Source organism: Halostagnicola alkaliphila, from assembly GCF_055379965.1.
Genome location: NZ_AP043827.1, coordinates 324,034 through 348,479, shown reverse-complemented (window position 1 = coordinate 348,479; position 24,446 = coordinate 324,034). Strand labels below are relative to the sequence as shown.

The window sequence follows — 24,446 nt, the reverse complement described above, 5'->3', positions numbered from 1 at the left end:
TCGAGATCGCCGTCGTCGGGGTCGAGTGCGACGATCCGTTCCCCGATTCCACAGATCAGTTCCTCATCACCGTACTGGTCGCCCGTATCGACTTCGAGCGCAGAAACCGTATTCCAGACCGAAACGTACGCGACACCGTCACGGACTAACGGCACCGCGTTGGCGTCCACAGCTCCGAGCCGTCCGTCGCATCGAGGGCTCGGAGCGTCCGCTGTGACTCGAGGTGGAACACGCGTCCGTTCGCGACGACGGGAGCCTGATGCGACGTCTGGATGGTCTCGACTCGCCACCGTTCGGAGACGCCGTCGACGGGTGTCTTCCCGTCGCTAACTTCGCGAGTATTGGCCCCATTGCAACCGAAACTCGACCAGCTTCCGTTTGCGCCGTAGACGTGACCGTCCGAATCCGGGAGTTCCTCGACTCCAGGCGCGGGCGGTTCATCGGGTGGAGAGCCGAGCAATCTCGAGCAGCCACCGAGCGTAGCGCTCTCAGCGACAGCTAAAAACGTTCGTCGATCGGGGGAATAGGTTCGTACAGTCATCCAGACAACAAGCAAATTTCGTTCACAGTAGTCGGCAGGGTGCGTGTTGATGAACAAGAATATATGATCGTCCTTACAATACTGTAGTCACGGCGATGAAACTTTCAACAGCAGTATCGGCGGTCGGCAGATCACTACGCAAGCCGGGGGATCTGCTGCCGTTTTACATTCTCGGCGGCGCGGTTCCGGCAATCGCTCGCGTGTTCCCCTTCCTCGGAATCCTAGCTGTCTGGATTCTTCTCTGGGCGACAGGAACTATCGCGGCCATTCGAACCGAAATCGAGAGCATCGAGGGAACCGCACCGAATCCGGAACAGAATCCGGAGGCGTTCGCGGAGTGGATGAACGAGGTGTGGATAGCGATCGAGTCGGGATTCACCCCACTCGTCGGGGTAGTGTCGGGGTTGACACTCCTCGCGACGGTTCTTCTCATGATCGTGTTCTCGATTGGCCTCTACGCAGTCGCGTCCGCAGGCCAACTTGCGACGTGTTATGCCCGACTCCGTACGGAACGGGGCATGGTCGCAGGAATCGCGGGCACTCGTCGGTTCTGGCTCTCGATGCTGGGACTGTACGTTCTCGAGGTCGTCCTGTGGATACTGGTGACTCTCTTTCTCGCGGTCGGAATCGGACTCGTTGCGATGATGTCGATCGTTGTTCTGGATTCTGCACTCCTCGCGATTCCCGTCGCGTTCATCGGTGCGCTCGTCTGGTTCGGCGCTATTATTGCGATTCGAGCCGTGTTCACGTTCGCTCCGGTCGCCGTCGTCGTCGACGATACCACCGTCTTCGGGTCACTTTCGAACGCCGCCGGGTTCATTCGATCGGCACCCGTCGAGGCGATCTTTTACTTTATCATCGCACTCATCGCATCGATCGGCTTCGTGTCGGTGATTTCGGTTCTATCGGTCGTCGGTTCCGGAAGCGTCGTCACGCTCGTTACGCTCTTGCTCGTCACTCCGGCACTCGACTTATTGAAAACGGCACTATACGGCGGTTATCGCGGTCAAATCGCACCTCCTGCTCCAATCGAATCGTCATTCCGATCGCAGTTCACGGGTGGGGTTCGTCGCGGTCTCGACAGCCTGGGTGGCTTCGTTCGCGCGACACCCGGAACGCACGCGTTCGTCCTGATAGTCGGCGTCGGAACCTTCGTCGCCGGCTGGATGGCCGCCGCCCCGTTCGAAGGAATACTCGATGCGGCAATCTCGGAACGAATCGAAGGGATCATGCCGCCGACGGCGGCTCTCGAGTTCTTCGGTAACAACTGGATGGTCGCATTGACGACCGCCTTCTCCGGGCTCGCGTTCGCAATTCCGGCCATCTTCGGAATCGCGTTCAACGGCGTCTTCCTCGGTGCCACCGCCCGACTCGAGGTCGAGCCCCTCGAGTTACTCGCGTTCGTCATCCCGCACGGAATCTTCGAGATCCCGGCGATCATCTTTGCCGGAGCCCTCGGGGTTCACCTCGGTGTAGTGTTCTGGAAAGCGACGACCGGCTCGATAACTCGAGCGGCGTTCGCCGACGAACTCGAGCGAGCGTTCTGGGTTCTCATCGGTATCGGGGTTCTTCTCGCAATCGCCGGGTTCGTCGAAGGATTCATCAGCCCGTTCTACTATCGGCCGTTCTTCTAGCCGTACTTGCTGTCAATTTTGCTTGTCGTTCCTTTCGAGGAGGTTTGCCAATGTTAGCTATCCTCATTCCTTCACCTCGAGCGTTCTACAGAGTTCGAGACACTGTTTAGCCATGGGTGGAAAGTCTCGACAACGGACCGCTCCGCTCCGGCGATCGAATTCGACTAGACCGATATCATCCAGTTTCGGGAGGTGCTGGTGGATTAGTTCCAGGTGAACCTGTTCTTGAAGCGTGGACGAAACGTCCGTTGTGGAGATCCCTTCGTATTCCGAGGCCATGTTTATCGTCAACGTCTCTATATCTGTAACCTCGACCGCAGTGAGATGATACAGCAAGTTACGTCTTCGACGATTGGCAAGAGTCTCTAAGGTGTGATCGAGCTGACGGCGTGTTTCCTGGTTTGAGAGATGTGGGGTCACGCTATCGTCCGGCCAATCATCATCGCTCATGGGAGGACGAACACCCTCAGCGGTAATAAAACGGCGGACAGCAGAACTTCATATTATTCGGATTACTGACCGAATGATATTCAACGATCGATCCCGTTCTATTGGTAATGAATTCCGGTGAAGAAGGCGATCGGTGGCCGTTCTATACCGCTCCGAAGCCGCTAACGAGCCGAACGCTCGATCCGGAGGCTGAACAGGCAAGCACCGCGTGCGTCGGGTCCGCTGCCAAGGCGTCAAATACCGATCCAATGGATCTCGCCACGCTAAACGATCGAATCGATCCCGACTGTACCGATCAGATTTTCGATGGAAGTTCGGCTGGCCCACCAAACGGCGTTCGAGTCGCCCTCGAAGTATCGTGGAAAGAAAACACCGTTTTACTTCTCGATGACGGATGTATCGAAGTTTATCCCACCGAACAAAATTCCGATCTAGACAACCTTTCAACGACGGTCAATCACGGCTGGTCAGAATCCGGTCCACTCCACTGGTCGATCGGGCAGGCGGTTGCGAACTCGTCCGATCGAATGGCTACACAAGTCATCGAATCACTGATCGAGAAGATCGACGCCGACCCGATCAACCGGCTTCTTCGACCGCGACCAAATAACGTGACTCGAAGCGATAGTCGTCTTTTCATGTCCATTGGCGGATACGAAGTTGTGATCCATCCCGACGGATCGATCATTGTCGAACCCTCGCTTACCAGCCTCAAACGATCCGGTGCAGCACTCCTCGTGGTCGGTTCCGTTCCGGAGCAAGAATTGGATCGCGCCGCTTCGACGTTGCTCGGTCAACCGGGAGCGATTCACTCGCCGACATTCGTCCTCCACGGCCAGGACATCGACACCGTACGACGTCGTCTGTCTCTCGCCGGGTTTTCCCCTTCCGAGGGGACAGTTATCGAACACCAGACGGCGGCACGGTCGGCATCGAAAGCCGACACCGGAGCCGCTCAATTCACCGGTACTGACCTGAACATCGTTCCTATCTCGGGCGAGTTGACTGGCCTTTGTGAAGCCGTCCGAGAGACAGTTGCGACGCACCAACCAGACTCATCGGAACAACTACGAGTTAGCGTCGACTCCGTTCGGTCGATTCTCCGCTCGAGTAGTCTCGGAACAGCGTACGATGCCTTAGAGCAAATGGTCCAGACAGTCCACGAGAAGCAAGGAATTGGTCACTTTCTGTTTCCCGTCGATATCGACCGCGACGAGGTCGAGACATTCGCACCGTTGTTCGATGCAGTCGTCGAACTTCGGATGAATAACGTCAATTTAGAACAACGGTGGACACTGACCGGAACCGGACACCGAACGACGTGGTTCCCCATCGCATAATGATCGAATTTCAGGAGAAGGGCGAGTCGAGTATACTCGTAACCGACCATATCGAGGGGCGGCAGTTCCCGTTGGTAACCCGTCCGTCAGGGACGTTCGAGACCGTCTCTTGCGATCGATTTCGAGACCCCGTTGATCGAGCAGTCTCGTGTCGGATAGCACAGTTGGAGTTACCGTACGTCGTCCCGATTTTCGTCCGCGATTCGAACGGAGAGACCGTGGCAGAGTGTCACGAATTCGCCACCCTGGACCTCCCTGCCGGAGAGTACGAACTCGAGATCACGGCACCGATAAAGCTCTTTCTCCGCGTTTCAGGGGCTGTTAGTATTGAATCGACGAGCGACGGAATGGCGATCACGTTTGAAGGGACCGAATCGGTCGACATCGCGGCTCGTTCCTATCACGAGCGTCCGGCGACAACGGTTACGACTACCTCCACACCGGAGGATCTGATGACGGCGGTTTCGACGTTCGGGTCCGCGCTCAAAACGACCAGCCCGGAGCGGTCGTTACCGTCTCTCAGAGGCCATCCACCGACGATTCAACTCGGTGAGACGGTATCCGTCCCGGACGAAATCGAACCCCCCGAAACCGGGCTTCAAATCGAGATCCCTCGCGATCGGGAATCTGTGTACACGGTCGCGACGTTGGCCCACTATCTCGGAGCTCGCGTGATCCCGGGCGACGACGCCAAGTTGCTCGCCGACGGCGAGGTAATACGGACCCTGGACGGGCGGGATGGACTACAAGGGGCCGCGACCGAGACGCTGCAACAAACACTGCTGTTCGATTGTGCCACCAGAACGGTCGGAAAGTATCCGATGGAGCTCCACGAGGAACGAAAACTCGCCGAGCGAGTTTCGCTCCCGCTTCGGGATCTTTACGACGCACCGATCGCCGAACGCGTCACCAGATACCTCGACGTTCCGTTCGAAACGGTGGCTGATCTCGTTCCGAGGTGGTACCTCTCGACGCACCTTTCTCCGGAACCCGACTCCGCAGAACTGCTATCGTACGCGGCAAACGCGCTTTCGACCGTCCACGTCGAACACCAAGAGACGAGTGGACCGCAAGCGGACCAACCGCCGGGGTACGAGACGTTTATCAGATCGACGACAGCACCGCCGGATCCCGCCGAACGTTCATCGGATTCGACGTACGTTCGGGTTTCGGAAACCGATACCCTCGAGAGCGCGTGGTTCGGAGACGATAGAGCGGTCAACGCTAACGATCTGTCCCTGAAAGGAGTGCGAAACCGAGACAGTTCCCGATCGACCGGCGGCCCCATCGAAATCGTCGTCGTTTGTAACGACAAACGAATGACTGCCGAGTTAGACGACGGCAATCTGTACGGTAATCGTGACGAGCTTCCGTTCGACGTGACGATTCGAAGAGATCTTACGCGCGAGGAACTCCGAACGCTCCTGACGATGGATCTGGATTTCGTTCACTACATCGGCCACGTCGACCGAGGAGGGTTCGTGTGTCGCGACGGGACGCTCGACGCGAACGAACTCGAGACGGTTGGTGTTGACACGTTTTTGCTGAACGGCTGTCGGTCCTACGACCAGGGACAATCGCTGATCGACAGGGGAGGCGTCGGCGGTATCGTGACTCACGGAGCCGTCGACAACAAAAACGCAACTGCAGTCGGTCGAACAGTCGCGGGTCTCCTCGATACGGGTTACTCGCTGCGCTCCTCGCTCGGCGTTGCTAGACGACTCCGCCTCGTCAACGGAAATTATTCCGTAATCGGTGATGGTGGCATCCAACTCGCACAATCGGAGAGCGGGACCCCGAACTTGCTCGAGATCAGCAAAGCAACCGACGGGCAAGGGTACAAAGTCGAAATCACAACGTATCCGACGCTCGGAACGGCGATGGGTGCGTGTTACACACCCTACGCTCCGTCCATCGATCGGTACTTCCTCGCGGGCGGCACGTTGCCGACGATAACGCTCTCTCTGCCGGAGGTGGTCAACCTCCTTGCCCTGGAGTGCGTTCCGACAATTATCGACGAAGAATTTTGGTGGTCAGTTGATGTCTCTCCTGGCGATCTTCCCTAGGCGACGGTCCCGCCGTTAGCGGCGGCAGCGGTGCCGGCTTGGGAGAGCAGCAGGCAGATCGTGAACAGTACGCCGAGTAATCGCGGGTTATCGGTTACGAACTTCGGAATGGTTTTTGTCTCGGACATCACTACCATTCATGGTAACAACATATTATGGGCTTTTTGGAACTACTAGAAGATCTTGAATTAATAGCTAATATATACTTTCACCCGTAAAATGCTATTACGACAAACGAAAATAACGTTTTACGGCCAGCACACTGCTCCGAGCAAAATCGTCTTATACAGGTGTGCGGTAAACATATCTTACGAACATAGAGTCACGTGTTTCGGCGGTCTCATATGGTGCTAAAAAGAGATACCGGACGGTTTTGGTAACTGATTGTATCACTCACTTACGACAGTATTACGTCATCAATCCTGATTTTCTTGAGAAGCTACGTTTTAAAAGAGATGCACAAGCAAGCCAAACAGCTACCCTGAAAAAGCGAGTACGTGTGCTATGGTCAGACTGTCGACGGTCGTAATCATCCTCGCTATCGTCCTCGCAATCGGCCTCATCCCGATTCCCGTTATCCCGGGCGTCGGCCTGTTGGTTGGTCTCTCGGGAATTATACTCGGCATCATCCTTCGAGTGCTCGGTCACTAACACGAAGTGCTACGGAGATCTCCACAAGCTATTTGTGCGATACTCACCCTATTATGAGTCGAGACTGATGGAGACCTCTTCTTTCCACTGAGCCGAGTGCTGTGCCGTCTGTAGATCGACGTTGTGGGACCGCTACGACGAGTACCGTCGGTTCGCCTTTCGACGACTAGCGCCAGCGCTGGACCGTTTGATCCCGGGGCTGAGTATCACTGTGAAACCGCTATCTCACCACGAAATCACCGAGTAAATGACGCGAATACCAAACAACAGTCAACGTACAGTTGTCGCAAATCGTTCTACGACCACCCCGGTCGAAACCGGCGAAATCAGCGAACTCGTTTCCGGGGCCGGACACGAAACCGTCGCAGAAATAACCCAGGTTGGGCCCGAAGACCCTGGAACGTATTTCGGACGCGGCAAAGTCGACGAACTCGCCGAAGCGGTCATCGAACACGACGCACAGCGTGTGGTCGTCGACGGAGAACTCACCCCGAGTCAACACCACACCCTCGAGACAGCAATGCCGAACGGGACGGCTGTAACCGACCGCTATCGGCTCGTCCTCGAGGTGTTCGAGAACGGTGCTGGAACACGCAGAGCGCAGTTGCAGGTCGAACTCGCACAGCTCCGATACGATCTGCCGCGGCTAATCGAATCCGCGGACGAGGGTGCGCTCAACAAACAGACGGAGAAAGGCTCGCCCGTTTACGATGTCCGAAATCAAATCGATCGCCTCGAGCGGAAACTCGAGGAGCTTCCGAATCCAGCCGATCAATTTCGCGAACGCCGCCGCGAGGAGGGGTTCGATCTCGTGACGATTGCGGGATACACGAATGCCGGGAAATCGTCGTTACTGCACCGACTCGCGGACGAACTCTCGATAGATCGCCAGCAGCCGGATACGAGTACGTCGGCGTCACATTCGAACAAAAACGCCACGGCGGCCATCGAAGACCGACTCTTCAAAACGCTCGAGACGACGACGAGACGGGCAACTATCGCTGACCGTCCGGTCCTCGTGACGGACACGGTCGGATTCGTCGACGACCTTCCTCACGATCTCGTCGAATCCTTTAGTTCGACGCTATCAGAAGCGGCAGCAGCCGACGTCGTCCTTCTCGTCGCCGACGCGAGCGATCCGCCCGACCAATTCCGAGAGCGATTCGAGGTTGCCCTCGAGGTACTCACGGCACAAGACGTCGATCCCGGCCACATTATTCCCGTGTTGAACAAAGTCGATCTCCTCTCGAGCGACGTCCAGACACGACGGCAAGCAGTTGCAAACGACTGCCTGCCGGACGCAGCTTCGACGCCGATTCCGGTCAGCGTCCTTTCCGATACGAGCCTCGAAACCCTACGAACGGCACTCCGAGAGCTGTTGCCGTCGGAGCACATGTGCGTTACGATGCCAAATTGTGACGAGGCAATGAGCGTCATCTCGAACGCCTACGATCGAACGGCAGTGGAGTCCGTCGATTACGAGGACACGTACGTGACTCTCGAGTGTCGAGGTCGACCCTCCGTTCTCCGCCAGTTGCGAAATCGGGCCGAGTCGATCGAGAAATCGGAACAGTAGGTCCCCACCCGGATTCAGACCTCCTGTTCAAATTCGTTTTTGGAACTCCTGTGCCCCATCGACGACCAGTTGGTAAACCCCGAGGACTATCTCGCGAAGCACCGGAGCACCGTCGTAGAGCCACAGTAGCGCGGCGAACAGCCCGATCCCGAACTGTGCGAGGATATACAGCGACGGATCTCCCGAAAACAGTTCGTGATAGTACGTGCCCAAGAGCGAGAAGAAATGCTCGAAAAAGTCGACGCTCTGGTCGTGGGGCCTTGCCGAACCGAACGGCCAGAGGACGATGCCGAAATCGAGGTAGCCGTCTCTCACGACGCGATCAACGATGTCCGACGGGAGGTGTACCAGGTATCCGGCCGCGAACGCCGCTCCCGCTTGGGTGCGCCCGTACGATCTGGCGATCAGTCCGACGGCAATCGAGAGCGGGATCGCGAAGAATATCGAGTGCCCGAGCGCATACCCCGACTCGAAGACGCCGTACTGCCACGCGAGCGGTTTGTCGATGAGATCGGGCAGCACCGAAGCGAAGACGACGGCGAACGCCTCGAGGCCTCCCGGTGGAGCTCGATAATAGGCGTGACAGAACAGCGAATAGATGACGTAGCCCATGATCGCGTGCTCCCACGGCCACATATTACGTTCTCACCGTTTTATTCGACTTGCGGAGGGCGACCGGTAGATTCCGTCGCAACGCGACAGTTCCCGACGCCGAAGGAGGACCCATTGATCGAGACGTGGGTCCAACCGGCTAAAAGATTTCCGAGAGCGAGAGTGTCTATTGGTTGCTAAATTACCAAACGGTTGAACGAGGGGGTTCAAGCTGGTCCGCCGGTCCGACGCTCGCGTGCCGAAACGGCCAAACGGCTCGCCCTCGTCGGAACCCGTATGAAGTTCGCGCCAGGTGCCTGGAAGTACGCGATCGTGCCGCTCATCGTCGCGCCGTTCGCGTTTCTGGTTAGCGTCGGTGCGAGCGCTGTTTCGCTCGCTCTCGGGCTCGCGACGCTCGCGTTCTTTCGCGATCCCGACCGAACGCCACCGGTGGCGGGAACGGTCGCGCCCGCCGACGGCAATGTATCCGTGCTGCGAACCGAGGGCGACAGAACTCGGCTCGGGACCTTCATGAACGTCTGGCACGTCCACGTGGTCCGCTGCCCCTTCGACGCCACCGTGATCGACGTCGAGCACATCGACGGCGCGAACAAACCCGCCTTCTCGAAGGACTCGGATCGGAACGAACGGGTTCACGTCACCCTCGAACTCGAGGATCCCGGAGCTGTTATCGGCGACTGGGAACCGGCATCGGTCGACTCTCCGGGCGGAGAGTCGGCCGAAGGGACGGAAACTCCCTCCGAAACAGCAACGGCCGCCACGGACCCTGAAACGGAACCGACCGCCACGGTCACCTTCGTCGCCGGAGCGTTCGCCCGACGAATTCATCCCTACGTTGAACCGGGAGAGACACTCGAGCGCGGGCAACGACTCGGCCACATCGCCTTCGGCAGTCGCGTCGACGTCTTGTTCCCGCCCGGCGTCTCGAAGGGAGACATCGGCGTCGAACTCGGCGATTCAATGACTGCGGGCGAAACCGTCGTCCTCGACTCACTCGAGACAGGCGCTTGAGGAGTCAGTTCCGCTCAAATCGAGGATGTTAGGTTTACAACTGCAGGAAAAGTAGGCTGCGTATCCTCGTGTCGTCAGGCTGGACGGAATCGAGTCAAACGGGCTTGAAACGTGTCAAACGCATTTCGGCGTGGTTTCGCCGTCCGTGCTGGCCAAGCTACGACTCCGCCATCTCGAGTAACGGGGGGCCAGCGCCCGCTTATAGCGGTTGTGGAACCGTGACGACCGATCACCGCTCCGCGTCCACTTCGCTCTTTGCCGACTCGAGATGCGAGTGCTCGATAACGACGTCGCCCGCTCTCTCGTTAGCTTCGTCCGGTCCGTACTCCATCGCAACCTCCCGAATTGCCTTCATCGAGGCGTCCCGAACGAGCGCCTCGAGGTCGGCCCCAGTGTATCCCTCCAGTCCGTCCGCGAAGGCGTCGATATCCACGTCATCTGCGAAGGGCTTGCCTCGGGTATGGACCTCGAGGATCTTCCGTCTCGCTTCGGTGTCCGGTTCGGGGACGAGCACGTGCGTGTCGAGCCGTCCCGGGCGGAGCAACGCGGGGTCGATGAAGTCCCGGCGGTTGGTCGCGGCGAGCACGACGAGATTCGGGTTCTCGCTCATCCCGTCGAGCTCCGTCAGCAGCTGCGAGACGACGCGTTCGGTGACCTCGTGGCTCTCGCCTCGAGTGCCCGCGATGGCGTCGATCTCGTCGAAGAACACGATCGAGGGCGCGGCCTGTCGAGCGCGTTCGAAGACCTTTCGGATCGCCTTCTCCGACTCGCCGACGTACCGGTCGATGATTTCCGGGCCGTCAACCCTGACGAAGTTCACGTCCGTTTCACCAGCGAGTGCGCGTGCGAGAAGCGTTTTTCCCGTCCCCGGCGGGCCGTGGAGCAAGACGCCCGAGGGCGGCTCCGTGTTCGTCTCCTCGAACAGTCTATCGTAGGTCAGCGGCCACTCGACGGACTCACGAAGGGTTCGTTTGGCGTCCTCGAGCCCGCCGACGTCCGAGAAGTCCGTGGTCGGCGATTCGGCGACGTACTCGCGCATCGCGGAGGGTTCGACGGAGGCTAGCGCGGCGTCGAAGTGCGATTTCGTCACCTTCGGGTCCTGGTTCCAGGCCGTTCGGCCGTCGGCGTCGGTCGGCCTGGCCCGGATGGCGGCCATAGCAGCTTCGCTCGCTACGGCGTCTAGATCTGCACCCACGAACCCGTGCGTTCGGCTCGCGATTTTGTCGATTCGAACGTCGTCCGCGAGCGGCATTCCGCGGGTGTGAACCTGCAGAATTTCCTTTCGGCCTTCCGCGTCGGGAACACCGATCTGAATCTCGCGATCGAACCGACCGCCCCGCCTGAGCGCTGGGTCGATCGAATCCACGCGGTTGGTCGCACCGATGACGATTACCTCGCCACGGGCGTCGAGGCCGTCCATCAGCGTCAGCAGTTGCCCGACGATCCTGTTTTCGGCGTCCCCGTCGTCGTCTCGAGTGCCGGCGATCGAATCGATCTCGTCGAAGAAGATGATCGTCGGCGAATTTTCTCGGGCTTTCTCGAACGTCTCCCGGAGCTGCTCCTCGGATTCGCCCTTGTACTTCGACATGATCTCCGGGCCGGAGACGGTTTCGAAATTCGCGTCGACCTCGTTCGCGACGGCTCTGGCGATCAGGGTCTTCCCTGTTCCGGGCGGTCCGTAGAGCAACACGCCCGACGGTGGTTCGACACCCAATCGCTGGAAGAGATCGGGTTCCGAGAGCGGTAACTCGATCATCTCCCGGACGAGCTCGAGTTCCTCGTCGAGCCCACCGATATCTTCGTAGGTAACACCGGAGGGCGATTCTGGCTCGGATTCGGCGGCGGGTTCGGACTGAGACGCACCGCTCCCGGACTCGTCGATTGGGGACGGACGTGCTCTGGTGACGTCGATCGAGGTCGAACTCGTAATTCGAACGTCGCCGTCGGGATCGGTGTCGAGCACGGTGAACGGTTCGGGCGCGACGCCCTCGACTCTGATCTGTTCGCCGGCTCGGATCGGCCGGTTGCGAAGCTTCTTGGTCGCGACTCGCTCGGCCAATCGCGATTCGGCCTCCGCGAGCTCCGTCGGGGCTCCGAGCGTGACCCGCTCGGCCTGGCTGATGGCCGACGTGTCCTTCGTTCGAACGACGACGGTATCTCCTACGTGGACGCCCGCGTTGGCTCGAGTGTCGCCGTCGATCTGGATGACGGACTCGGGAATCGACGGGTCCGCCGGCCACATCTTGGCGATCGTCGTCTCCTCGCCGTCGATGACGACCGTATCGCCGCTCAACACACCGAGTTTCCGCCTGGCAAGTTCCGGGATTCGAGCCACACCGCGGCCCGCGTCGCGTTTCTCGGCGGCCCGAACGGTCAGGGAAACCTGGACGGAATCCGACTCACTCATACCTCATCGTTTCAGCCGTACCGTCTTGAGAATTGCCCCCTGGAACTGCAGTGGCACGGACGGGTACGAGGGCAATCGGCACCGGACGGTCGGTCGTGCCGGAGAAACGCCTTTGAGTTCAGGCACTCCTAGACGAGGTATGGTTGTCGAGACCGAACGCGACAACGCGACGTGGTACGAGTGTGAAACCTGCGGGTTGCTCTTTACCGACGAAACCGAAGCTGGCGAGCACGAAAAGCAGTGCGACGATACGGATCCGTCGTACATCCAGTGAACGAGCGAAGCTTCCCCCACCAAGCACTCTTCCGCCGAAGATACCCTCTCGCCGAAGCGACCCTCTCACTGTAGATACTCTCCCGAACGTTATTCGAGGCGTTCGCGGTGTTCATCGGCCAGTTCCGCGGCCTGCTCACGCGTCTGGGTTGCCGTCCATCGGACGCGATCCCCGTCATCGTAGGCGAGCGCGGTTTTGAGTTCGTCTCGGAGGATTCCGGATCCGATACTCCGCACCGTTCCGTCCTCGTCGCCGAGTTCGTAGACGCCGGGTCGGTCGGGAACGCGTCCGATCGTTTTCCGGTCTAGCTCGTGCCACTGTTTCTGGAGGGGCATCATTCCTCCCCCTCGACAAGTTCGTAGGCGTGTTCGCTCATCTCGTCCTCGGCGAACACGAACACGCGTCCGTCGACGGTCGAGGGGTCAGCGTCGACGCGGATCGAGTACGCCTCCGTCGAGACCCTGACGCCGGGGAACAGATCCTCCTCGTCTTTCCCCTCGAGCATCACGCGTCCCACGCCGGTCGTCTCGAGGATCTCGTCGTGGGTGTTCCGGTCGTTGACGTAGGTCATCACGCCCTCGATTCCGTCCGGGTCGGTGACGAGGACGTGAACTTCCTTCCCCGGCGGCGTCTTGATCGATCCCTCGACAGGCTCTGGGGGACCGTGATAGAACGCTTCGCGACCGTCGAGATAGTGAACGACGATCCCGCCGTCGACGAGGTCGACCTCTAACGTACTCGGGGCGACGTTACTTCGCATGCTCATAGCAGAACTGACGTGACGGACTCGCAAAAACGAACCGCTCTCCACCCCGTCGATCGCTTCGGCCAAAACGGCGCGGACCGCCAGCCGTAAATAGTCGCTCTGAATGGTGGTAGATATGGACGGCCGTGCTGTTGCACCCGCCGCAGGAACGGTGCTGAACGCGCTCGCAACCGGAACCGGTTCAGCCTTCGCTATCGACCTCGAGACGACGGCAACGGTCGATCTGACGAACGACGGCGGAATCGAGGCAACGATCGCCGATCAGCCCGATGCCGATACGGGACTCATCGAACACTGTGTCGAAATGACCGTAGAGCGCTACGCCGAGGACGCCGGGCTCACCCCGGAAACGGTCGGAGCGCGCGTTCACACCGAAAGCGAAATTCCGATGGCCGCCGGGTTGAAAAGCTCGAGTGCGGCGGCGAACGCGACGGTGCTTGCGACCCTCGACGCGCTCGAGATAGCCGACGCCGTCGAGCGCGTCGACGCGTGCAGGCTCGGCGTGCAGGCGGCTCGAGAGGCCGGCGTGACCGCGACGGGTGCGTTCGACGACGCGAGCGCGAGCATGCTCGGCGGCGTAACGATAACCGACAACACCGCCGACGAAGTGCGCTCGCGCGATGCCGTCGACTGGCACGCACTGGTTTATACGCCGCCCGAACAGGCCTTCAGCGCGGACGCGGATATCTCGGATTGCGAACGCGTCGCACCGATGGCGAATCTCGTCGCCGAACTCGCACACGAGGGCCGCTACGGCGAGGCGATGACCGTCAACGGATTCGCGTTCTGTGGCGCACTCGGGTTTTCCACCGACCCGATGCTCGACGTGCTTCCGGCGGTCGAGGGAGTCTCGCTGTCGGGAACCGGCTCGAGTTTCGTGGCGATCGGCGACCGCGAGCAACTCGAGGCCGTACGAGACAACTGGGAGGCTCGAGACGGATCGACGCGTTTGCTACGGACACGAAACGACGGAACACGAACTACATGACTCGAAAAACACCACCGGACGGGGAGAATCGGAAGCCAGAGGAAATGGATCTCGAAGAACTTCGCCAAGAAATTCAGACGATCGATCAAGAATTGGTCGAACTGATCGCCCAGCGAACGTACGTCGCGGATACTATCGCCGCGGTCAAAGAAGAACGGGACCTTCCGACGACCGACGAGAAACAGGAAGAACAGGTCATGGAACGAGCGGGGGAAAACGCAGAGCAGTTCGACCTCGACCGGAATCTCGTGAAAGCGACGTTCCGAATGTTGATCGAACTGAACAAGGTTCACCAGCGCGAGAATCGGTGACTGACGCGTTTTCACAGAGGAAAGCCATTTGAACTCGCTTCGATGACAACGATCCACGAGTGACAACGACCATCGAAATCGGCCACGTTCGTCGGAGTCTTCTATCTCAAGTGCCGTCTTCGTACCGAACGTCAGCCCGCACAGTCTCCTCGGGAGCCGAATCGAGCGCAGGAGGGAAGCGGATTTCGTCGACGAGACTCGTTCGAACGCACTCTTTCCACGCCGCCACCGCAGTCGTATGATACTCCTCGATAGTTTCCTCGTCGACGTTCCCATCGTGATCGTTACGAGCGATCGATCGCGACTCCTCCCTCGAGGGGGCCGGAATGAGAGTTCGGTTCGGATCGTACTCTCCGCGGACGTTGACGAAGGCCTCGGGACCGAGATCGATTGGTGCCGGCTCGCCGTCCGGCACAGCAGTTGAAGAATCCTCCAAAAAGTACGGTATAGCCTGTTTCTCCTCCGCAAAGGGAAGAGAAATCCGAAGAACGTGACGACGGCCGTCGATTTCATCTCGACCGTTTCGTTCAAACGCCGCAATGATGTCCTCGATATCGACGACGACGGTTTCGATTTGCTTCGGCGTCGTTCGGGGCTCGGTCTGTGTCATCTTGGTAGTACGTGTGCCCCACACCAGTTTATACTCACGGTCGTCTTCTGTACGTTTCGACCGGAATCACTACGATCGGTTACCCAGCTCGAGAAAACGTATTCGAGCGATACAAGCGGCCGTCAGGTGGGATGAGATCGAGACGATTTCGACGGATTTGATGGGGTATTTATCCGAGGGGCTACGAGTGGCCATCGTGCCCGTCACGAACGAACTCCTCCTCGTGTTTACCGCGGGGCTCGTTACTGGCCTCACAACGGGGTTGGGAGTTCTCCCCTTCTTCCTGGTTCGAGAGGTCACGGACCGATGGTTGGTCGTGCTGTGGGGGGTCGCAGCTGGCGTCCTGTTCTCGGCCTCAACGGTCGGCCTCTTGGCCGAGGGGATCGCCGACGGAAGTATCAGTCACGTGATCGGCGGCTGTCTCGCGGGAGCCGGGTTCGTATTCGTCGCCGACCACATAATAGCTGATTGGAATTTTCCCGCCCAGCAGGATTCGACGGTCGATTATCGGATGGTGGTATTAGCCGTCGGCGTGTTGACCCTCCACAGCATCCCCGAAGGGATCGCTGTCGGGGTCGCGTTCGCCGACATCGGCCACGAACCGGGGGTCGTGCTCGGAGATGTTGCGGTGTCGACGCTGGCAGTCTACATGACCCTCGCGATTTCGATCATCAACGTCCCCGAGGGACTGGCAATCGCGATTCCGCTCATCGCCTACGGAATGAATCGGTGGAAAGTGGTCGGGTGGGCGGTAGTCTCCGGGCTTCCACAACCCATCGGCGCCGTAATCGCGTACCAACTGGCCACCACCGTCGAGGCACTCCTCCCGGTGAGCTTCGGATTTGCGGCCGGGGCACTGCTTTACCTCGTGTTCTCGGAGTATCTCCCTGCAGGGGTGGCCAACGGAACAGCCCTTCCTCACGAGGGCCGACCCGAACTCGTCTGCGGCGTTGCCAGCGGGTTCGTCGCCATGCTTGCACTCCTCGTGATGATCGAATAACGAAATGTTGGATCCCGCGTTCGGTATCCCCCTTCAGGATGACAGGTCGCGGGCTGTCTAAACCGTCGTCGATACCGACTCGCGAACGACCAAACATGACCGTATTCGAGGAACACGCGCCATATTTCGTAACGAGCCGCGCCTGCGTCGACTACCGCCCTGACGAAGTATTCGCTCTGAACACGTGGCCGGTTCTCGAGAGGCGGAGCAACACCGGCAGTAATAGTCACGCTACTCGTTCGGATCCATTCGACGTTCATGCCAAATAGTAATCATACATACTGTCTAGATTCACATCTTATTTGGCAACCCTCTATGACGGAGGGTTGCCAATATTCAACCAGGCGCGTTACGGTGGTAGGAGAGACGATCACATAACCGTGGAGACGGCCTAAGAGCCTATTAGATGGCGTGAATGTGCGCGTTAGATGAGTCAAATTCTCGAGTAATCGAGAGAGGAACTCGATTGCCGATCAATCCCGCACTGACCGTCAACGTCGAGAAGTGCGGAACTAATTTCTCAGTGATTCCGTCCGTTCCACTTGCATCGCCCGCAGGTGTGGTCTCGTCAGCAATAATTCACGACTTTGAAGGCACAAAGTACGAGAAACACCGGTGGTACACACAAAATTTCGAGGACGAACGAGACCTACCCAAAATACGGATCACACAGTTATGTAATTCAGGATATGAAAGTTAATCGGGAGTGGATTGATAAAATTCTAGTATATATCACCTCTAAATCACTCTGATCTGGCCGTCCACCACTCAAAGTGCCGTGGAAATAGAAGTGAATTTGAGATACCGTTCGAAGTAACGTTCCGTAAGCGAACCACGTTGAAGGAAACATGGACGAGAACGAACTGTTCTCCGCCTTGAAGGGCGTTGGAAAACGGATCGGTACGAAGACGCAGTATACTTAAGACAGTTGCTATACAAATACTGTACGATGATTGAGACTGTCATGCTCGCAATTGGACCCGACGACGGTAATCGAGTTGATGACCTTGCAAAGCAAGCAATTGATCTGGCTCAACCCGCAGACGCAACGGTTATTTTGGGACATATTCTCTCTCAAAATACGCTCGAAGAGGAGAGACAAGAGTACAACGAGGCGATTGATCAGGTTGGCCAAGACGTGAGAAGAGAAGATTTGACCCCGGAGCGATTAGCCAAAAACGTCGACCCCGTCAGCAAAGCTGTCGATCAGTTAGAAGCAGCGACGGTCGAATACGAAATTCGTGCTGCTACTGGGGACAAAGCGGAAGAACTCGGCCGAATTGCCGAGAGCAATAACGTAGATAATCTGATTATTGGCGGTCAAAAACGTTCACCAGCAGGGAAAGCGATGTTTGGGAGTACCGCACAACGACTGCTGCTCAACGCGCCATGTCCGGTAACGTACGTCCGCGACCGAGACGAATAACGAAACGAACGACAGCGACGTTCTCGTAACCGACGATCGAAGTAACCCGTGACTGTCGAGAATCTCGAGGCCAATCGTGAAGTCTGTGAAATTAACCGGCGGGTCGATGACGGAAACGAATACGCTGTGGGTCGATCAGTGGAACGGGGTTATAACTTTGCAGGGTGCTCTTCGGCGCCCTCGATACCGCAAACCCCACCGGGCGAGTACGGGTGGTTTAGTTTAGACATCCACTCTGCACCGGTTTCGAGCGACTCGAGTGGATTCGGTGCTTGGTCGTACTCGTACACGAGGTAATCAACGTCCGCGGCGTTCCGGGCAGCGGTCGCGACGGCCCGCATGTTGACGTGGCCCTCGTCGACTTCCACGAAGTCACCGCTCGCGGTCATGTTCTTCATGTGTATCGACTGGACGTTATCGCTGTATTCGATTACGTAATCGATCGGATCTTCGCCGCCGACGAGAACCCAGCCTGCGTCGAGTTGAAGGTGAACGTTGTCGTTGATATTTTCGGCAAAAATATCGTACGCGGTGGTATCCCCGATTTGCTGGAATTCGTGATCGTGGTTGTGGTACCCGAACTCTAATCCTTCATCGGCGACGCGGTCTGCCATCTCGTTGCACCGTTCGGCAAATTCGATAACGGAGTCTTCGTCGCTCCAAGTGCCGTCGCCTACCATCGGTTCGACGAGCGCGGGACTGCCGAAGTCCGAGTACGTCTCTATCGTCCCGTCGAAGTCTTCCTCGAGTTCGTCGATGCCGACGTGAGCACTACCCATGTGAACGTCAGTCTCATCGAGGGCAGCTGCAATCTCGTCCGCATCGTCGATCATGAACGGTTCGACGGCGTCGTATCCAGCATCGGCGCATTCGTGAATCAGCTCTGCGGTCGAAAGACCCGCTTCGGTAAACGACCAGAATTGGGCAGAGGTTTCGATCGCATCCGATGACTGAGCTTCGGAAGTGGATCCAGATACATTGGTTCGAAATTGCGTCGATTGAGCTGCTTGCGTGGTCCCGATGGCAGCACTACCGACACCGATTGCACCGATCCCCTGTAGGACGCGTCGTCGGTTCGCATTGTAACCCGATTCAGTAGATGTCCGTTCGTGCTCCTGGTCTGTCTGTGTTGAGTCGCTCATAGTGATGTAGTTTGAAAGGCAATTGCTTTTTGTGGTCTGCTATCTCCTACCACAGCACAATTGTGGTAGCCTGTCTGTGAGTGAAAGTTAGCACACCTTAATGATTTTGGTATGGTACTTATCAAATTACCCTGCCTTTCAACACGGACCGAACGGTTACACCAAACAGCGGAAACCTGTTTCCACGGGCCTACGCCGTTAGGGCGAGTAAGATAGAAGATTGTCGCTACGCAGTAAACGGCGTCGCACAGGGAAATACCGTTCATAAATTACTTGTTGAGTGACAATAATTCCATGTCGTGTGCCCCCTACAGACCCCACTCCGGACAGCAACTTGTCCACTCCTTTGAACGCTTACCAGTTCAAATCAGTATCAGACTCTCGCCGAGAGAGTTGTTCTTTGTTTTTGCTGAAATCGAGATTTCTGTCGAGAATCGTTTCCTCTGGATGACGCCACTCCTCGTCACAGTCCTCACATTGCCACACTTCGTAGGGGCGTCCCTGGTCTGGCTCCGTTCGCCTCGAGCTCACGGGAGCGCTACAGTGGGGACAGTATTCCGGCATACTAGCATTTACTCGAGGAAACCAAATATATCTATCCCCCGCGATCACTCCGGTTTTCTTTCCGTCTCAGCGATAGAAATGACAATTGGGAAGCGTATTTTCCACCCAATCAGAACATACTTTAATGTACTTTCAATACGACTACCCGAATATGTCGATTCCGATAATTGACCCGCACATGCATATGGTTTCGCGGTCGATCAACGATTACGAACGCGCGCGGCTGGCCGGTATCGAGTGCTGTATCGAGCCGGCGTTCTGGAGCGGAACGGACAAACAACACGCCGAATCGTTTTTCGATTACTTCGAGCGACTCATCGGCTTCGAAACCAAACGCGCCGAGCGCGCCGCCGGTATCGACCACTACGCCACCATCGGCCTCGAACCGAAGGAAGCGAACTACCCGGAGATGGCTCAGCGAGTGCTGGACGAGCTTCCGGAATACCTCGAGCGCGAGCACGTCGTCGGCCTCGGCGAAATCGGGTTCGACCAGGGGACCAGCGACGAGGAGTACGCCTTCAGAGAGCAACTCCAGATGGCCGAAGAACGCGAACTCCCAGTTATCGTCCACACTCCGCACACGAACAAGCCCGACGGAACCGAGCGACTCGTCGAGATCATCCGAGACGAAGGGGTCACCCAAGAGCGGATCATCCTCGATCACAACACTGAGAACACGATCGAGATCTCGGCCCAGACCGACTGCTGGATCGGCTTTACCCTTTACCCCGGGAAGATAACCGACGAAACCGCGATCGATATCCTTGAGGAGTACGGCACCGACAAGATGTTGCTTAACAGTGCCGCCGACTGGGACCCGTCCGATCCCCTCGCCGTCCCAAAGGCTCGAGACAAGATGCTCGATCGGGGCTGGGATCGCGAGGAGGTCAAAAAGGTCGTCTTCGACAACCCCTACGAGTTTTTCGATCAGTCGCCGAACTTCACCTACGAGGCCTAATTCATGGACTTTGGCTTCTCACTCAACGCATTCCGGCAGTACGAGTTGGACGAATCGATCGAAATCCTCGCCGACATCGGCTACGACGGGATCGAAATACTGCTCGACGAACCGCACCTGTTCCCGCCGAACGCGGACGATAGCGACATCGAGCACGTACGGAACGTGCTCGCGGACAACGACGTCGCCGTCAGTAACTGTAACGCGTTCATGCTCAGCGCGATCGAACGCTCTGAAAAGAGCAAAGCTGCGGAGTACGACCGCGAAATACAGGGATTCCAGCATCCATCCTTCATCGAACCAGATCCGGCTGATCGTCGCGAACGGATCGAACACACGAAAAACGCCCTCGAGACGGCCGACGCCCTCGGGGCGGACCACATCTCGATCACGCCGGGCGGTCCGGTTCCGAACGGTACCTCGAGAGAAGACGCACTGGACACGTTCGTCGAGGGAATCCGAGATGTCACGGACACCGCAGAGGACGTCGGCGTCGACGTACTGGTCGAACCCGAACCGGATCTGTTGATCGAAACGTCCGACCAATTCCTCGAGTTCGTCGATCGGATCGACTCGCCTCGAGTCGGCTGTAACTTCGACGCCGGTCACTTCTATTGCGTCGACGAAGATCCCGTCGAACTGATCGATAAACTAGCGCCGTACTCGAATCACTACCACCTCGAGGACATTCCCGCCGACGGCACCCACGAACACACCCAACTCGGAGACGGCGGAATGGACATCGACGGCTTCCTGCAAGCAATCGAAGACAGCGAGTACGACGGGTTCGTCACGATCGAACTCTATCCGTACGAAGAAACCGCCCAGGAGACGGCCCGCGAGGCGATGGACTACTTAGTGGAACAAGGGTGGGCCTGAGCGAATGGCAAACGCACCGAATTCGTAGGCCATGTACGAAACTAGTGGAACCGGCATATCAGCCACTTCCTACGCTAAATTAGTCAGGCTTCCGAACCTGTTTACGGCGCCGCCGGATATCGTTCTCGGCGCTGCGATCGTCGCTGGTGCCGGACACTCCGTCTCGATCGATGCCGTCGTCGGTCTGTCGCTCGCTTCGATCCTGTTGTACGCGGCCGGAACGACGCTCAACGATTACTTCGACGCCGACGAAGACGCTCGTTCGCGTCCTGAACGCCCGATCCCCTCCGGCGAGGTTACGAAACAGCGAGCGCTCGCATTCGGCGCAGTCCTCCTCGGGGGCGGTGTTTTGCTCGCGCTGGTAACCGCCGGTCTCAGCGCCGGAATCGTTGCCGCCGTGCTCGCTCTCACGATCCTGCTCTACGACGGCGTGTTCAAGGGGTCGTCCATCGGCTACCTCTTCATGGGCGGAAGCCGGGGGCTGAATGTCCTCCTCGGAACGATGGTCGCAGTGTCCCCCACTGTGATTCCGTCGTGGGGGGTCGCCGTCTGTGCGATCGTCGCCCTCTATATCGCTGCCGTCACCTTTCTCGCGGAGAGCGAGACGGGAGAGACAAACTCGTTCTCGATACCGGTCGCGATAGCGGGAACGCTACTCGCTATGGTGGGAGTTGTCGGCCTCTTGCTCGTTCGGACTCCCTCTCCGATGGCCTTCGCGCTCTCGATAGCGCTTCTCGTCGGGTTTGGCGCGTGGACCGGGCGGGCACTATCGAAAGCCTACGCGGCCCCCTCACCGGCCACGATCGGACCGGCAATCGGGACGTGCGTGTTGGCGCTCATCGTGCTGAACGCGGCGTTTGCTGCGGCCATCGGCATCCAGTGGGCACTCGCTGCGTTCGTATTCCTCGTCCCTGCCAAGGGTCTCTCGCGGGTGTTCGACGTTACTTGATGGAGATGGCAAGCAAATTACTTGTGGGAATAGCAAGCGGAATGAAACTACACGGGTGTGGTACTGTAGAAAACGTTAGCCGTCGAGATCATCGATGCGGTGCTCGAAAAGTCGTTCGCCCGTCTCTTCGCAGGTGACGGCGATAACGTTCTGGGACCGACAGCACGATTCGACGAGCTCCTCGCTCATCTCCACGCCGCCGCCCGTCGTCGGACACGTCTCGAGGAACATTCTGAGCCCGTTGAGCAGTTTCCCCTTCGCCTGCGGGTCGTACGTCTCCCAGTCGGACACCCGCGAACTGAACACGCGACTGGCTGCGATGTCCGCGACGAGTGCGGGGCGGGAAGGCCACCTCCCGACCTGGGCCACCTCGGACCGGAGACGGTGCGTATCGCCGTGAACGACGAGTTCGAACGTCTCGGGGTCGTCCTCGAACCCAAACGCATCGGCGATCTGTGACGCGGAGATGTCCGAGTCAGCGATCGGTTCGATCGCCGCGAACCAATCGGCTTCGAACGTCCCGGTAAGACAGAGATCGTCTGCGTCCGAACAGGACTCGAGCACGTCGTGTTCGAGAAAATACGTCTCGAGATCGAGCGGTTCTGCGTTCGGTACATCGGCTATCGATTCGCCGCCGTCGGAATCAGCTTGACTGGTACCGGTGGGGTCCTCGTCTAACGACGATTCCGTCGCGGGATCGAGTCCGCTCGCGACGACGGCTTCGGGCCCCTTGCCGAACCACCGGAGGACGGTCGGTGGAAGATATCGTTTCGTCATCGTCGGTGTGCCGGGGACGAGATACCCCCGCAAATAAATCGCGGTGACCGATACGATGGCAACGAATAGTCCTGCGACCTTTGATTTTCGTGCGAGGAGTGCGCTGACTACCACTCCAATACCGAGGTTCAGTATCGTACACGGATTGCATCGGTTCTCGCCGGTGTATTCCGGCTGACGAAGGCTATCGAGTATCGATTTCGCCATTCTGTATTCGCCAAGACGGGTGGACGGTATCTCTCTTTTGTTTACGGTCGATTCCATGTGACGTTGGTGAGATCGCTCAGACAACGGTCTCGAACAGCAGCGACGGAGGCAGATTCTGATCAGTGATGCGAAGCTATTTCATTGTTTGAATAAATTCCCATGTATGACCCAACTCGCGTTCTCTACGAATGCATACACCAACATCGAACTTCCCGAGGCCGTTCGCCAAATTTCTGAACACGGGTATGACGGCGTCGAAATCCTGGCCGACACCCCACACGCGTTCCTCACCGAGTTCGACGAATCCGATCGCGCGGAACTCAAAACTGCACTCGACGAAACGGGACTCGAGGTGTCGAACATCAACGCGAACACAGCAACAGGGTATTACGACGACGCTCCCCCGTCGGCGTTTTTCGATCCGACGATTATCACGGCCGACGACGAGGATCGAGCTTGGCGCGTCGAGTACACGAAGCGGGCGATCGATCTCGCAGTAGCGGTCGACTCCCCGGCAGTCTGTGTCGCGACGGGCCGTCCACTGCCTGGAAACCCTCCTGAAGACGCCAGAGAATACCTTCTCGAGTCGCTCGAAGAGATCACGGCGTATGCCGAATCGGCCGATGTATCGGTCGGAATTGAATTCGAACCCGAACTTCTCATCGAGTGTACCGACGAAGTGCTTGAGCTCTGTCAAGCGGTCGACAGTGATGCACTCGGTGTCAATCTTGACCTCGGCCACGTCGCAGTCTACGGTGACGAACCAGCCGAGAGTATTCGACGATGTGCCGGCCAGATTACCGGCATTCACCTTGAGGATATTATCGGCGGTCGCCGGGGAAAGCACTACCACCGAATTCCCGGCGAGGGGGACATCGACTTCCGTGCAATTTTCGATGCGCTCGAGGACGTTGGATACGATGGATTCGCAACGATGGAGTTGTACACTTATCCCCACGCTCCCGACCGAGCGGCAGCAGTATCTTATGAGGCGTTAGAACAGTACGTTTCGTAAGGAAACGACGGTCACTTTCCGGGATTTGCATATTTCCGTGGTCGCTTTCTCGCTGTACGTTCCGTTAGGTAGACTCACGTCCTTCATGGGTCGCGACAAATCCTGGAAGACCGATGTGCGCGAATACCCGTGTGCTCATGGTGGATACTCATTAGTATAACTAACACATCGAGGACAATTTTATATCGAAGCGGACTCTCATTCTCACTTCTATCGTTGAGAACTACAGAACGGATTTATGAAGACTGTATTGTATGATTTGAGTAGTTTGTCTAATTATCCCTCCGCGATG

Annotated in this window: 25 protein-coding genes; 15 read left to right on the top strand and 10 right to left on the bottom strand. The window is 57.9% G+C overall.

Annotated features, from left to right (window positions below):
- Window positions 1–145: 145 nt before the first annotated feature.
- Entirely contained in the window at window positions 146–541 is a 396-nt protein-coding gene (locus tag ACZ5C7_RS23645) for an outer membrane protein assembly factor BamB family protein (protein WP_464378625.1), read from the bottom strand.
- A 95-nt stretch (window positions 542–636) separates the two neighbouring features.
- Here ACZ5C7_RS23645 and ACZ5C7_RS23640 point away from each other — a divergent pair, with 95 nt between their 5' ends.
- A complete protein-coding gene (locus tag ACZ5C7_RS23640; protein WP_464378624.1) occupies window positions 637–2,175 on the top strand; it encodes a stage II sporulation protein M in 1,539 nt (512 codons plus the stop codon).
- Between the two features lie 63 nt (window positions 2,176–2,238).
- On the opposite strand, the gene ACZ5C7_RS23635 is transcribed toward ACZ5C7_RS23640, so the two are convergent.
- On the bottom strand, window positions 2,239–2,625 hold the full coding sequence (locus ACZ5C7_RS23635) for a DUF7344 domain-containing protein (protein WP_464378623.1): 387 nt from the start codon (window positions 2,623–2,625) through the stop codon (window positions 2,239–2,241).
- Between the two features lie 107 nt (window positions 2,626–2,732).
- Here ACZ5C7_RS23635 and ACZ5C7_RS23630 point away from each other — a divergent pair, with 107 nt between their 5' ends.
- Both ACZ5C7_RS23630 and ACZ5C7_RS23625 read left to right on the top strand, forming a co-directional pair.
- The gene (locus ACZ5C7_RS23630) at window positions 2,733–3,965 is read left to right on the top strand and encodes a DUF7504 family protein (protein ID WP_464378622.1); all 1,233 of its coding nucleotides are present in this window, start codon (window positions 2,733–2,735) and stop codon (window positions 3,963–3,965) included.
- Complete coding sequence (locus ACZ5C7_RS23625) at window positions 3,965–6,031, top strand: hypothetical protein (protein WP_464378621.1); 2,067 nt, start codon at window positions 3,965–3,967, stop codon at window positions 6,029–6,031. The genes ACZ5C7_RS23630 and ACZ5C7_RS23625 overlap by 1 nt, the downstream gene beginning before the upstream one ends.
- Here the strand turns inward: ACZ5C7_RS23625 and ACZ5C7_RS23620 are convergent.
- The gene (locus tag ACZ5C7_RS23620; protein WP_464378620.1) at window positions 6,028–6,159 is read right to left on the bottom strand and encodes a DUF7503 family protein; all 132 of its coding nucleotides are present in this window, start codon (window positions 6,157–6,159) and stop codon (window positions 6,028–6,030) included. The genes ACZ5C7_RS23625 and ACZ5C7_RS23620 overlap by 4 nt on opposite strands.
- Before the next feature lie 376 nt (window positions 6,160–6,535).
- Between ACZ5C7_RS23620 and ACZ5C7_RS23615 the strand changes: the two genes are divergently transcribed.
- Window positions 6,536–6,682: a hypothetical protein gene (locus ACZ5C7_RS23615; RefSeq protein WP_464378619.1), complete on the top strand. Its 147-nt coding sequence runs from the start codon at window positions 6,536–6,538 to the stop codon at window positions 6,680–6,682.
- A gap of 247 nt (window positions 6,683–6,929) precedes the next feature.
- Window positions 6,930–8,258, top strand: a complete 1,329-nt coding sequence (hflX, locus tag ACZ5C7_RS23610; protein ID WP_464378618.1) for a GTPase HflX — start codon at window positions 6,930–6,932, stop codon at window positions 8,256–8,258.
- A 27-nt stretch (window positions 8,259–8,285) separates the two neighbouring features.
- On the opposite strand, the gene ACZ5C7_RS23605 is transcribed toward hflX, so the two are convergent.
- Window positions 8,286–8,894 carry a metal-dependent hydrolase gene (locus ACZ5C7_RS23605; RefSeq protein WP_464378617.1) on the bottom strand — a complete coding sequence of 203 codons (609 nt, stop codon included), beginning with the start codon at window positions 8,892–8,894 and terminating at the stop codon, window positions 8,286–8,288.
- 252 nt (window positions 8,895–9,146) lie between these two features.
- Between ACZ5C7_RS23605 and ACZ5C7_RS23600 the strand changes: the two genes are divergently transcribed.
- The gene (locus ACZ5C7_RS23600; RefSeq protein WP_464378616.1) at window positions 9,147–9,881 is read left to right on the top strand and encodes a protein sorting system archaetidylserine decarboxylase; all 735 of its coding nucleotides are present in this window, start codon (window positions 9,147–9,149) and stop codon (window positions 9,879–9,881) included.
- A 229-nt stretch (window positions 9,882–10,110) separates the two neighbouring features.
- Here the strand turns inward: ACZ5C7_RS23600 and ACZ5C7_RS23595 are convergent, their stop codons facing one another.
- Entirely contained in the window at window positions 10,111–12,288 is a 2,178-nt protein-coding gene (locus ACZ5C7_RS23595) for a CDC48 family AAA ATPase (protein WP_464378615.1), read from the bottom strand.
- A gap of 139 nt (window positions 12,289–12,427) precedes the next feature.
- Here ACZ5C7_RS23595 and ACZ5C7_RS23590 point away from each other — a divergent pair, with 139 nt between their 5' ends.
- Window positions 12,428–12,562: a DUF7128 family protein gene (locus ACZ5C7_RS23590; RefSeq protein ID WP_464378614.1), complete on the top strand. Its 135-nt coding sequence runs from the start codon at window positions 12,428–12,430 to the stop codon at window positions 12,560–12,562.
- An 89-nt stretch (window positions 12,563–12,651) separates the two neighbouring features.
- On the opposite strand, the gene ACZ5C7_RS23585 is transcribed toward ACZ5C7_RS23590, so the two are convergent.
- Window positions 12,652–12,897 carry a DUF7508 domain-containing protein gene (locus tag ACZ5C7_RS23585; RefSeq protein WP_464378613.1) on the bottom strand — a complete coding sequence of 82 codons (246 nt, stop codon included), beginning with the start codon at window positions 12,895–12,897 and terminating at the stop codon, window positions 12,652–12,654.
- Complete coding sequence (locus ACZ5C7_RS23580) at window positions 12,897–13,328, bottom strand: DUF5796 family protein (RefSeq protein WP_464378612.1); 432 nt, start codon at window positions 13,326–13,328, stop codon at window positions 12,897–12,899. The genes ACZ5C7_RS23585 and ACZ5C7_RS23580 overlap by 1 nt, the downstream gene beginning before the upstream one ends.
- Before the next feature lie 115 nt (window positions 13,329–13,443).
- Between ACZ5C7_RS23580 and ACZ5C7_RS23575 the strand changes: the two genes are divergently transcribed.
- Together ACZ5C7_RS23575 and ACZ5C7_RS23570 are read left to right on the top strand one after the other, a co-directional pair.
- Window positions 13,444–14,316: a shikimate kinase gene (locus tag ACZ5C7_RS23575; protein WP_464378611.1), complete on the top strand. Its 873-nt coding sequence runs from the start codon at window positions 13,444–13,446 to the stop codon at window positions 14,314–14,316.
- On the top strand, window positions 14,313–14,627 hold the full coding sequence (locus ACZ5C7_RS23570; RefSeq protein WP_464378610.1) for a chorismate mutase: 315 nt from the start codon (window positions 14,313–14,315) through the stop codon (window positions 14,625–14,627). The genes ACZ5C7_RS23575 and ACZ5C7_RS23570 overlap by 4 nt, the downstream gene beginning before the upstream one ends.
- 106 nt (window positions 14,628–14,733) lie before the next feature.
- On the opposite strand, the gene ACZ5C7_RS23565 is transcribed toward ACZ5C7_RS23570, so the two are convergent.
- Window positions 14,734–15,237 carry a DUF8009 family protein gene (locus ACZ5C7_RS23565; RefSeq protein ID WP_464378609.1) on the bottom strand — a complete coding sequence of 168 codons (504 nt, stop codon included), beginning with the start codon at window positions 15,235–15,237 and terminating at the stop codon, window positions 14,734–14,736.
- A gap of 160 nt (window positions 15,238–15,397) precedes the next feature.
- Between ACZ5C7_RS23565 and ACZ5C7_RS23560 the strand changes: the two genes are divergently transcribed.
- Both ACZ5C7_RS23560 and ACZ5C7_RS23555 read left to right on the top strand, forming a co-directional pair.
- Complete coding sequence (locus ACZ5C7_RS23560; protein WP_464378608.1) at window positions 15,398–16,237, top strand: ZIP family metal transporter; 840 nt, start codon at window positions 15,398–15,400, stop codon at window positions 16,235–16,237.
- Between the two features lie 949 nt (window positions 16,238–17,186).
- Complete coding sequence (locus tag ACZ5C7_RS23555; RefSeq protein ID WP_464378607.1) at window positions 17,187–17,663, top strand: universal stress protein; 477 nt, start codon at window positions 17,187–17,189, stop codon at window positions 17,661–17,663.
- A 149-nt stretch (window positions 17,664–17,812) separates the two neighbouring features.
- On the opposite strand, the gene ACZ5C7_RS23550 is transcribed toward ACZ5C7_RS23555, so the two are convergent.
- A complete protein-coding gene (locus ACZ5C7_RS23550) occupies window positions 17,813–18,805 on the bottom strand; it encodes a sugar phosphate isomerase/epimerase family protein (protein ID WP_464378606.1) in 993 nt (330 codons plus the stop codon).
- A gap of 742 nt (window positions 18,806–19,547) precedes the next feature.
- Between ACZ5C7_RS23550 and ACZ5C7_RS23545 the strand changes: the two genes are divergently transcribed.
- From ACZ5C7_RS23545 to ACZ5C7_RS23535, 3 genes are read left to right on the top strand one after another with little or no spacing between them, the layout of a single operon-like run.
- Window positions 19,548–20,327 carry a TatD family hydrolase gene (locus tag ACZ5C7_RS23545; RefSeq protein WP_464378841.1) on the top strand — a complete coding sequence of 260 codons (780 nt, stop codon included), beginning with the start codon at window positions 19,548–19,550 and terminating at the stop codon, window positions 20,325–20,327.
- A gap of 3 nt (window positions 20,328–20,330) precedes the next feature.
- Window positions 20,331–21,206 carry a sugar phosphate isomerase/epimerase family protein gene (locus ACZ5C7_RS23540; protein WP_464378605.1) on the top strand — a complete coding sequence of 292 codons (876 nt, stop codon included), beginning with the start codon at window positions 20,331–20,333 and terminating at the stop codon, window positions 21,204–21,206.
- A 31-nt stretch (window positions 21,207–21,237) separates the two neighbouring features.
- Window positions 21,238–22,155, top strand: a complete 918-nt coding sequence (locus tag ACZ5C7_RS23535) for a UbiA family prenyltransferase (protein ID WP_464378604.1) — start codon at window positions 21,238–21,240, stop codon at window positions 22,153–22,155.
- Between the two features lie 75 nt (window positions 22,156–22,230).
- Here the strand turns inward: ACZ5C7_RS23535 and ACZ5C7_RS23530 are convergent, their stop codons facing one another.
- Window positions 22,231–23,139: a DUF8054 domain-containing protein gene (locus ACZ5C7_RS23530; protein WP_464378603.1), complete on the bottom strand. Its 909-nt coding sequence runs from the start codon at window positions 23,137–23,139 to the stop codon at window positions 22,231–22,233.
- Between the two features lie 163 nt (window positions 23,140–23,302).
- Here ACZ5C7_RS23530 and ACZ5C7_RS23525 point away from each other — a divergent pair, with 163 nt between their 5' ends.
- Entirely contained in the window at window positions 23,303–24,154 is an 852-nt protein-coding gene (locus ACZ5C7_RS23525) for a sugar phosphate isomerase/epimerase family protein (RefSeq protein WP_464378602.1), read from the top strand.
- Window positions 24,155–24,446 lie beyond the last annotated feature (292 nt).

What these genes read in the sequence shown, in the direction of transcription:
- ACZ5C7_RS23630 (WP_464378622.1), top strand. Translation starts at nt 2,733, where the DNA reads ATGAATTCCGGTGAAGAAGGCGATCGGTGGCCGTTCTATACCGCTCCG.
- ACZ5C7_RS23550 (WP_464378606.1), bottom strand. Translation starts at nt 18,805, where the DNA reads ATGAGCGACTCAACACAGACAGACCAGGAGCACGAACGGACATCTACT.
- ACZ5C7_RS23600 (WP_464378616.1), top strand. Translation starts at nt 9,147, where the DNA reads ATGAAGTTCGCGCCAGGTGCCTGGAAGTACGCGATCGTGCCGCTCATC.
- ACZ5C7_RS23645 (WP_464378625.1), bottom strand. Translation starts at nt 541, where the DNA reads ATGACTGTACGAACCTATTCCCCCGATCGACGAACGTTTTTAGCTGTC.
- ACZ5C7_RS23535 (WP_464378604.1), top strand. Translation starts at nt 21,238, where the DNA reads ATGTACGAAACTAGTGGAACCGGCATATCAGCCACTTCCTACGCTAAA.
- ACZ5C7_RS23570 (WP_464378610.1), top strand. Translation starts at nt 14,313, where the DNA reads ATGACTCGAAAAACACCACCGGACGGGGAGAATCGGAAGCCAGAGGAA.
- ACZ5C7_RS23555 (WP_464378607.1), top strand. Translation starts at nt 17,187, where the DNA reads ATGATTGAGACTGTCATGCTCGCAATTGGACCCGACGACGGTAATCGA.
- ACZ5C7_RS23525 (WP_464378602.1), top strand. Translation starts at nt 23,303, where the DNA reads ATGACCCAACTCGCGTTCTCTACGAATGCATACACCAACATCGAACTT.
- ACZ5C7_RS23540 (WP_464378605.1), top strand. Translation starts at nt 20,331, where the DNA reads ATGGACTTTGGCTTCTCACTCAACGCATTCCGGCAGTACGAGTTGGAC.
- ACZ5C7_RS23575 (WP_464378611.1), top strand. Translation starts at nt 13,444, where the DNA reads ATGGACGGCCGTGCTGTTGCACCCGCCGCAGGAACGGTGCTGAACGCG.
- hflX (WP_464378618.1), top strand. Translation starts at nt 6,930, where the DNA reads ATGACGCGAATACCAAACAACAGTCAACGTACAGTTGTCGCAAATCGT.
- ACZ5C7_RS23605 (WP_464378617.1), bottom strand. Translation starts at nt 8,894, where the DNA reads ATGTGGCCGTGGGAGCACGCGATCATGGGCTACGTCATCTATTCGCTG.
- ACZ5C7_RS23640 (WP_464378624.1), top strand. Translation starts at nt 637, where the DNA reads ATGAAACTTTCAACAGCAGTATCGGCGGTCGGCAGATCACTACGCAAG.
- ACZ5C7_RS23620 (WP_464378620.1), bottom strand. Translation starts at nt 6,159, where the DNA reads ATGTCCGAGACAAAAACCATTCCGAAGTTCGTAACCGATAACCCGCGA.
- ACZ5C7_RS23635 (WP_464378623.1), bottom strand. Translation starts at nt 2,625, where the DNA reads ATGAGCGATGATGATTGGCCGGACGATAGCGTGACCCCACATCTCTCA.
- ACZ5C7_RS23580 (WP_464378612.1), bottom strand. Translation starts at nt 13,328, where the DNA reads ATGAGCATGCGAAGTAACGTCGCCCCGAGTACGTTAGAGGTCGACCTC.
- ACZ5C7_RS23585 (WP_464378613.1), bottom strand. Translation starts at nt 12,897, where the DNA reads ATGCCCCTCCAGAAACAGTGGCACGAGCTAGACCGGAAAACGATCGGA.
- ACZ5C7_RS23615 (WP_464378619.1), top strand. Translation starts at nt 6,536, where the DNA reads ATGGTCAGACTGTCGACGGTCGTAATCATCCTCGCTATCGTCCTCGCA.
- ACZ5C7_RS23565 (WP_464378609.1), bottom strand. Translation starts at nt 15,237, where the DNA reads ATGACACAGACCGAGCCCCGAACGACGCCGAAGCAAATCGAAACCGTC.
- ACZ5C7_RS23595 (WP_464378615.1), bottom strand. Translation starts at nt 12,288, where the DNA reads ATGAGTGAGTCGGATTCCGTCCAGGTTTCCCTGACCGTTCGGGCCGCC.
- ACZ5C7_RS23560 (WP_464378608.1), top strand. Translation starts at nt 15,398, where the DNA reads ATGGGGTATTTATCCGAGGGGCTACGAGTGGCCATCGTGCCCGTCACG.
- ACZ5C7_RS23530 (WP_464378603.1), bottom strand. Translation starts at nt 23,139, where the DNA reads ATGGCGAAATCGATACTCGATAGCCTTCGTCAGCCGGAATACACCGGC.
- ACZ5C7_RS23545 (WP_464378841.1), top strand. Translation starts at nt 19,548, where the DNA reads ATGCATATGGTTTCGCGGTCGATCAACGATTACGAACGCGCGCGGCTG.
- ACZ5C7_RS23625 (WP_464378621.1), top strand. Translation starts at nt 3,965, where the DNA reads ATGATCGAATTTCAGGAGAAGGGCGAGTCGAGTATACTCGTAACCGAC.
- ACZ5C7_RS23590 (WP_464378614.1), top strand. Translation starts at nt 12,428, where the DNA reads ATGGTTGTCGAGACCGAACGCGACAACGCGACGTGGTACGAGTGTGAA.